This window comes from Cellulomonas fimi ATCC 484, from assembly GCF_000212695.1.
Taxonomy (GTDB): Bacteria; Actinomycetota; Actinomycetes; order Actinomycetales; family Cellulomonadaceae; genus Cellulomonas; species Cellulomonas fimi.
In genome coordinates, this window is sequence record NC_015514.1 from 4,259,402 (window position 1) to 4,266,344 (window position 6,943).

The following is a 6,943-nucleotide window of genomic DNA, read 5'->3' on the forward strand; positions in this document are numbered from 1 at the left end:
AAGCCCGACACGGCGACCGCACGGGCGTCTCGTAACCAAGACCAGGTGCGTCGATTGCGCGGTGCTCCAGCAACCGGCCGCGATTCGTCGCACAGTCCCCTAGCAACCAACGCCGGGTGCATCCACGGCACTGGCCCCTCGTTGCCGATGCAGTTGCGTCGATCGCACAATGCGCCATCGACCAACCTCGGCGCGTTGGCGGAACAGTGTTGGCGGAACAGTACGGAGTGCATCGAGGCACGGCGCCCTGGCAGCGGACGTCGGTGCGTCGGCCGCACGGTGCCCTGGTACCGACTCGCGGGCTGCACCTGTGCTACCCCGTCGGATCGCCCTCGCGCTGCCACCTTCCAGTCTGCTGGCCCTGGCGCCTCGCTACGTGGCCCTGCTCCGCAGCCGAAGACCCTCGGGTACCGGCTTCTCGACGTTGGGCCTGCGCATCCCCGTAGCTCCCGATGCGGACCACCACCCGCTTGACCGTGCCGCGCCCCGACTCATGCGGGCTCTCGTCGGCCCGAGAGGGCCCGCCACAGCGGCGCCGCGCGATGGGCTCGCTCCGTCCAGTCCAGAGCTCCACGATCAATGCCCAGTCCCCGGCGCGGCGCCATCCTCCGTAGCGACAGCCCGGCGCCCGTCGGACCGGGCTACCGCGCGCCTCCAGCCCGCGTCCGGACGCGCGGCGAACCCTGACCACTACGGCACATATGTCGCTCAACGGCGACCACGCAGCGGCGATCAGCCACGGCCGGACGGTGTCCGGCGACACCGCCGCGCGTATCTCCAGCCGCCGTCGTCCCCGACCCTGTGCGGTGCACTGGCGGGGACGCCTTTCCTCGGTTCTGGGCCGCTCTCAGGCACCCGCGTTTCACGTGAAACCTCGGCGCGTACTGCGTGGTCCGGAGCACGGGCGGACGCTGACGCCAGGTCCGGAGCCAGCAGCGGACCCGCGGTGCAGACAGACCCGCGGTGCAGCGGCGAATCCACCACCCGTCGCGAACGCCAGCCCGACCCACTCCACCTCACGTCACCCGCCGCCGCTCACTCGCGAGGCGCCAGGTACCAGTCGCGTCGACGCGGAGCCGAGAGCCGGCCTGAACGATGTCGCGCGACCTCACAGACTCACGCGCCTCCCACGCCAGCACCCGGGCTGAGGAGCTCCCCTCCCCTGCTGGGAGCACCGGAACGTCCTCCCCGCTTGGAGCACGGCGCGTTGGGCCGGTCCCGCGTCCCGAGCGCCTTCGGTCTGTGGCAGCCGCGGTCCGTCTAGGCCGGCATAGTCTGGGTACGAGCAACGCGGACCTCCTCGGGCGCTCGCGTGCCTGGTCCGATACCGCCCGACTGTCGTCGGCACGCCTCTCTCCCTGTACCCGACTCGGGACATCAGTCGCCCTCGGCCCTCTCACCGTCGCGGCGCTCCTCTCGCCTCCCGGCTCCCCGCTCCCCGCTCCCGCCTCCCCGCTCCCAGTTCCCGCCTCCCGGCTCCCCGCTCCCAACTCTCGGCTCCCCGCTCCCAGCTCCCGCCTCCCGGCTCCCCGCTCCCCGCTCCCGGCTCCCGGCTCCCGGCTCCCGGCTCCCGGCTCCCGGCGAGGCTGTACCGCAATCCGTCCCGCGCGGCGCCAACGTAGGTTCGGGTTGTCGCCCTTTCCCGGACCAGCGCGTGGAGCGCGTTCGCCCATGACGCATAGCCGGTTTCCATGGGAGGACGCGCGCCCTCGGTTTCGACTGCCGTCGGAGTAGCCGCTCCGACGAGCTCGAACGAGCAGAGCACTGCGACACCACGGCCCATGCGGAGCCTCCCGTCGATCAGACCGGCTCACTCGCAGCGGTCGACGCGTGCGGCGCCATCGACTGCGTCCCGTCGCTGGACAAGAGAGCCGATCCCATTCACACGACGGATGCGAGCAAGCACGCCCGCGCGGCCCTGCATCACATGCGCGCAGCGCGATACCGCTCCGACGTGGCGCCGAGCGACGCAGGTTCCGCCGGTGATCCCGGGCGCGCTTTGCACGAGCGGTCTGCGACACGGCGCCGGCCGGGCGAGTCAACCGCCACCCGTCACGAGCGAGGCCAGGACGCTTCCACGCCGCCCGCCGTGACAGCGGCGCGTTCCGCACACGCCGCGACACGAAGCGACCACCCGCGGCGGGGCGACCCTCGCCGCCTCACGTGACGACCGATGCCGCGCAGACCGTCGTCAAGCCACGTGAGGACCGAGCCGGTAGCAGCCCGTCGTGGACGCGGACAAGAACCAAGCCATCACGGACGCTGTACGCCGCGGCGGTGAGACTCTCGAAGTCCCCCTCAGTAGCCAGTGACGGCCAAGACCCACGACCTCCACGCCCGACTCGACATCCCCGCCCGCGGCCGCCCGTCGCCGGATCCCTATGGGCCCCCTACCACCACCCCGCCGAACGAGCGTGTGCGGCCCCACGCCGCGGGGAGCCAGCTGCTCGGCACATCGCGACGTCCGTACGAGTGCGAGCGCGTTCGGTCTGGTGAGCCAGAGCCCGCGGGACAGGCACCGGGTCGGGACAGGCACCGGGTTGGCTCTCTTCCCGCAATGTTCCACGTGAAACGGCGTCAGAGCAGTACCGCTCGGTTCCCACGGCGAAGGAGCGCTGCGGGGAGACTCCGGCGCGGCGAGCGAGCGGCGGCGGGACCCTGGCACAGGGAGGCAGTGCACACGTCTCCCACGCGCGACGTGCCACTCGGCCCCGCCGCTTGATGGGCGGGCTGGCCTGAGCCGGAGCTACGACTCTGGTGTCGACTGGGTCGCATCGCCCCGACGGGCTACTGGGTCTGTCCCGTCCTGGTCCTCCGAGGAACAGGAAGAGGAGGAGCCGCGTGCCTTGCGACACCTCCGTGCGCGCTCCGCTGCCTGGGCCCGCACACGGCGGGACGGGCCGCGCGACGCGAGGAGGTCGAGCACTCGAAGGTCGGTCGCGGTGCGGCTGGCTTCGTGTTGAGCCCAGCGGCTCCACCTGTCAGCCGGTTCGAAGGAGCCGGCTTCACCCAGGGCGGCAGCGCGAACCCGCGCGACGTCCCGAGCCCGCTGCTCGGCCATGACCTGCTCTCTGCTTCCCGGGGCAAGGACGCCGAGCGCCGAGACTGCGAGTGCAGGATCGTCGCCCTCGATGAAGCTGAACACGGGGCCCAGTGCCATGCCTTGAGCGGGTTCCGCGCGAAGCGCCTCGAGCAGCAGCTGGTGCAGTGACGGGTCCTCCAGCGCAAGGCGATAGGCGTCCCAGTGGGCGTAGCCGTGCTCGGAAGTGCGCTCTTCCTCGACCAGGCGCTGGCCCAGTCGGCGCCGCAGCTCCTGGTAGGCGACGGCCGCAACCATGGCGTCGCGGGTCCACTCGGGTGAGTCTCAAACCGCCTGATCTGCTCGCCCCGAGTCGTCCATCCCCCGAGTATCGCGTGGTACCGCCACCGTCCCGGACCCCTCACCCACCTAGCGCACGTCGGTGCCGTGTGAAGAGCCGCCCCGGAGTGCTCCGACCGCTAGTGGCGCCGCGTGTCCACGCCTCTGGTTTCACGTGGAACAGCTGGCGCGCGCCGAGTGATGCGACGTGCGCGCGCCTGAGCCCAGCTCCAGGAGTACCGACGGACACGCGGCCGGAGAGGCGCGGGAACGCCGCGCCGAGGGGAGCAGACACCGACGCCGGACGAGGTCTAGACGCAAGCCGACCCCGTCGCCGGAGTAGTTCCGAACGTTCCTCACTCAGGCGGGCGCCTCGCGGGCGATAGCTCAGGATGTGCCGGGCGACGGTCCCCGCTACCTCGGTTCGACCTCTCGGAGCGCGGTGGAGCGCGTTTCACGTGAAACGAGCAGCCGACGAGCGGTGGCACCGACGAGTGGCCGCGCCGACGAGCGGCGACACCAACGACGAAGGCGGGGTACCCGCTCGGGTACCCCGCCTTCGCGACGCCTCGCCTGGTCAGGCCGGGCGGATGACCACGTGCCGGTCGGGCTCCACACCCTCAGAGTCGCTCGACAGGCCGGCGGCCGCGACGGCGTCGTGCACGACCTTGCGCTCGAAGGGGTTCATGGCGGCGAGCGAGACGGCGGCGCCGGACGCACGGACGCGGGCGATCGCCTCCTCCGCGACGGACACGAGCTCGGCACGACGCGCGGCCCGGTACCCGGCGACGTCGAGCATCAGCCGGCTGCGCTCCCCCGTCTTGGTCTGGACAGCCAGGCGCGTGAGCTCCTGGAGGGCGTCCAGGACCTCGCCGTCACGGCCGGCGAGCCGGCGCAGCGAACGGTCCTCGGGGTCCTCGGAGACGATCTCGACGGCGGCGCGGCCGTGGTCGATGTCGATGTCGATGTCGCCGTCGAGGTCGGCGATGTCGAGCAGCTCCTCGAGGTAGTCGGCGGCGATCTCGCCCTCCTCCTCGAGCCGCTTCGTGCTGGTGGACTCGGCCGCGGTGTCCGGCGAGGTCGGGCTCATGACGTCACTCCGATCGTCGACAAGGGGTGTCGCTACTTCTTGGGCTTGCGCGGTGCGGGCGTCGACGCAGCGGGACCGGCGTCGTCGCCGCTCTCCCCTGCCGTCGACGCCGCGCCCGTCGCGGGCTTGGCTGCGGGCTTGCCGCCGGTCGGGCCGCCCGAGGCCGACCCGCTCGACTCCGCGGGACGCACCGCACCCTTGGCACGGTCCTTGCGCTTGGGCTGCTGACGCTGGCCGCTTCGCGGCTTCTCCTCGATCACGGCGGTCGACGCAGGCGTCTCCTCGATGGTGATCCCGCGGGCGGCGGCGCGACGAGCCTTGCGCTCCTTCATGGCGCGCTCGGCCTCGGAACCCGGCGCCGGCATCCGGCGGATCGTGTAGAACTGCTGGCCCATCGACCACAGGTTGGTCGTCGTCCAGTAGATGAGGACACCGATCGGGAAGTTCACGCCGGAGAAGGCGAACACGAGCGGCAGGACGTACAGGAGCACCTTCTGCTGCTGCGCCATGGGGCCCTGCAGGGCGGCCGGCGGCATGTTCTTCATCGTCAGCTGGCGCTGCGTGAGGAAGGTCGTGGCGGACATCGCGATGATGAGCACGACGGTGACGACTCGGATGTGCCAGTTGTCACCGGCCTGCATGAACGTCCCGGACAGCGGGGCGCCGAAGATCGTGGCGGCCTCGGCCTGCGCGGCGAGCTCCGCGGACATGGGCCCGATCGGCTTGATGTCGCCGGCGGCGATCTGCGGCAGCTGGTAGAGCACGCGGAACAGCGCGAAGAAGATCGGCGACTGGAGCAGGATCGGCAGGCACGAGGCGAACGGGTTCGTGCCGTGCTTGCGGTAGAGCTCCATCGTCTCGCGGCTCATCGCCTCGCGGGACGCCGGGTCCGTCTTGCCCTTGTACTTCTTCTGGATCGCCTGCATCTCGGGCGCGAGCATCTGCATGCCGCGGGACGCCTTGATCTGCTTGAAGAAGAGCGGGATCAGCAGGATCCGGATGACCACGACGAGGCCGACGATCGACAGGGCCCACGCTGCGCCGCTCTCGGGGTTGAGCCCGAGCGTGGTGAACAGCGCGTGGAACTGGACCATGATCCAGGCGACGACGGTCATGATCGGCGCGAGCAGGCCGTCGAACCAGTTCATGCAGGTGCTCCTCGAGGGGCGGTGTCAGTGCGTGGACGACGCCACGTGCGGGTGGGCGTGCGGGCCGTGGCGGTGCGAGGCGCGCGCCGGAGGAACGTCGTCGACGCCTCCGGGGTTCCAGGGGTGGCACCGCAGCAGGCGCCGCGCGGCGAGCCAGGAGCCGCGCAGGAGGCCGTGGCGGGTGACGGCGACGACCGCGTACTGCGAGCAGGACGGGTAGAACCGGCACGTCGGCGGCGTCATCGGGGAGATGAAGCGCTGGTAGATCCGCAGGAGCAGCAGGACGAGGCGCGCGGGCAGTCGCACGACGCCTCGAACCGCTGCTGACCAGGTCATGGGGTGGCTCACGCCTGGGCGGGTCGGCGGGCGGCCCGGCGGACGGCACCGGCGAGGGCCGAGTCCAGGTCGGCGCCGAGCTGGGCGAACGGTGCCCCGGCGGCGGGCGGAAGCGCCCGGACGACGATGCGCGACCCGGCGGGCAGGACGTCGAGCCGTGCGCGCACCAGCTCGCGGAGGCGGCGCTTCACGAGGTTGCGTCGCACGGCGGTCCCGACGGCCTTGGACACGACAAGACCGACCACGGGGCCGTCCGGCCCGGGGTCGGTCTTGGTCGTCAGGTGCACCACGAGGGTCTCCCGTCCGCTGCGCGCACCGCGTCGCACCGCCTGCTCGAAGTCGGCAGCGCGGCGCATCCGGTGCGCGGCGGGCAGCACCGGCGCTGGCGTCAGGCCGAGAGCTCCGCGCGGCCCTTGCGACGACGCGCCGCGAGGATCGCGCGACCCGCGCGGGTACGCATGCGCAGACGGAAGCCGTGCGTCTTGGCGCGGCGCCGGTTGTTCGGCTGGAAGGTGCGCTTGCTCACGAGAGTCTCCAACTACCTCGGGGTGGGCCTCGCGCGAGACGCACGCGGCCGGGGTCTGACTGCCGAGCTCGACTGCTCCAGGGACACGCACGCGTGCGTGTGGCGTCAGGGCGCGCCAGCAGGAGCCATCAGGAAGGCTGGACAACGGTACGCCGCAGCGTCGCGACCGGTCAAATGCGCGTGCCGCCGTGCCGCGGTCGGGCAGCGGCCGTGGCCGGATCAGTCACCGAGACCGTCGGCCGCGCCCCGCGGTCGGCCCGTCTCGCACGTCGTGAGGCACCCTACCGGCGTCGCACGCGACCGGCGCCGAGGACGCCTCCCCCGGCGCGTCGTCGAGGGCTAGCATCGGTGAGCGCCGTCGGTGCCTGTGGATCTGTGGACGTCCCGGTGTGGATCCGGATGACGTCCCGACGGCGTGACCTGTGCTGGCGGCCCGGTGTCGTGCTGTCACAGGCGGGGGACGACCACCGCACACAGGTGTGGAT

6 protein-coding genes are annotated in these 6,943 nt (G+C 71.8%); all 6 read right to left on the reverse strand.

What is annotated here, in order from left to right; translation table 11 throughout:
• Positions 1-2,746 precede the first annotated feature (2,746 nt).
• On the reverse strand, positions 2,747-3,337 hold the full coding sequence (locus CELF_RS19220; protein WP_041553630.1) for a hypothetical protein: 591 nt from the start codon (positions 3,335-3,337) through the stop codon (positions 2,747-2,749).
• A 598-nt stretch (positions 3,338-3,935) separates the two neighbouring features.
• Positions 3,936-4,448, reverse strand: coding sequence for a Jag family protein (locus tag CELF_RS19225; protein ID WP_013772933.1), 513 nt, complete (start codon positions 4,446-4,448; stop codon positions 3,936-3,938).
• Between the two features lie 32 nt (positions 4,449-4,480).
• Entirely contained in the window at positions 4,481-5,596 is a 1,116-nt protein-coding gene (yidC, locus tag CELF_RS19230; RefSeq protein WP_013772934.1) for a membrane protein insertase YidC, read from the reverse strand.
• A 24-nt stretch (positions 5,597-5,620) separates the two neighbouring features.
• Positions 5,621-5,932: a membrane protein insertion efficiency factor YidD gene (yidD, locus tag CELF_RS19235; RefSeq protein WP_013772935.1), complete on the reverse strand. Its 312-nt coding sequence runs from the start codon at positions 5,930-5,932 to the stop codon at positions 5,621-5,623.
• Between the two features lie 8 nt (positions 5,933-5,940).
• A complete protein-coding gene (gene rnpA / locus CELF_RS19240) occupies positions 5,941-6,309 on the reverse strand; it encodes a ribonuclease P protein component (protein WP_013772936.1) in 369 nt (122 codons plus the stop codon).
• A gap of 11 nt (positions 6,310-6,320) precedes the next feature.
• Entirely contained in the window at positions 6,321-6,458 is a 138-nt protein-coding gene (rpmH, locus tag CELF_RS19245) for a 50S ribosomal protein L34 (protein ID WP_010849920.1), read from the reverse strand.
• Between the last annotated feature and the right edge of the window lie 485 nt (positions 6,459-6,943).

Bases quoted from the DNA above. Each gene is read 5' to 3' on its own strand.
- yidD (WP_013772935.1), bottom strand. From the start codon at position 5,932: ATGACCTGGTCAGCAGCGGTTCGAGGCGTCGTGCGACTGCCCGCGCGC.
- CELF_RS19220 (WP_041553630.1), bottom strand. From the start codon at position 3,337: ATGGTTGCGGCCGTCGCCTACCAGGAGCTGCGGCGCCGACTGGGCCAG.
- CELF_RS19225 (WP_013772933.1), bottom strand. From the start codon at position 4,448: ATGAGCCCGACCTCGCCGGACACCGCGGCCGAGTCCACCAGCACGAAG.
- yidC (WP_013772934.1), bottom strand. From the start codon at position 5,596: ATGAACTGGTTCGACGGCCTGCTCGCGCCGATCATGACCGTCGTCGCC.